The organism is Schleiferilactobacillus shenzhenensis LY-73 (genome assembly GCF_000469325.1).
Taxonomy (GTDB): domain Bacteria; phylum Bacillota; class Bacilli; order Lactobacillales; family Lactobacillaceae; genus Schleiferilactobacillus; species Schleiferilactobacillus shenzhenensis.
The window spans coordinates 39,268-39,585 of sequence record NZ_KI271595.1 but is presented as its reverse complement, the minus strand read 5'-3'; positions in this window follow the sequence as shown (position 1 = coordinate 39,585).

The following is a 318-nucleotide window of genomic DNA, read 5'->3' as shown; positions in this document are numbered from 1 at the left end:
AAAGTCTCAAAGTCTGGCCTTGGTCTAAGCGGTCAAAAACCGACCGCTAAGACCAACGTGGCCACTGACGCCCGCCAGCCTCCGGGCCCAAATCGCCTACATCCTGTTCAAATCGTGAGATTCTTGGTACCAGGACACATTCGCCAGAGGTGCCGTCCGCACTTTGTATTTACACGCGATTGCCTGAAGTTCCGGGAGGAAGCTGCCAGAATTTCGGGACGCGCGAGACATTTTCAGTCTCGGAGAATGTAGGGTGACGGAGGGCGTAGCAGATGGGGCTCGGCCGTGAAATTGGCGCCGTGACAAAACTTGGATGTC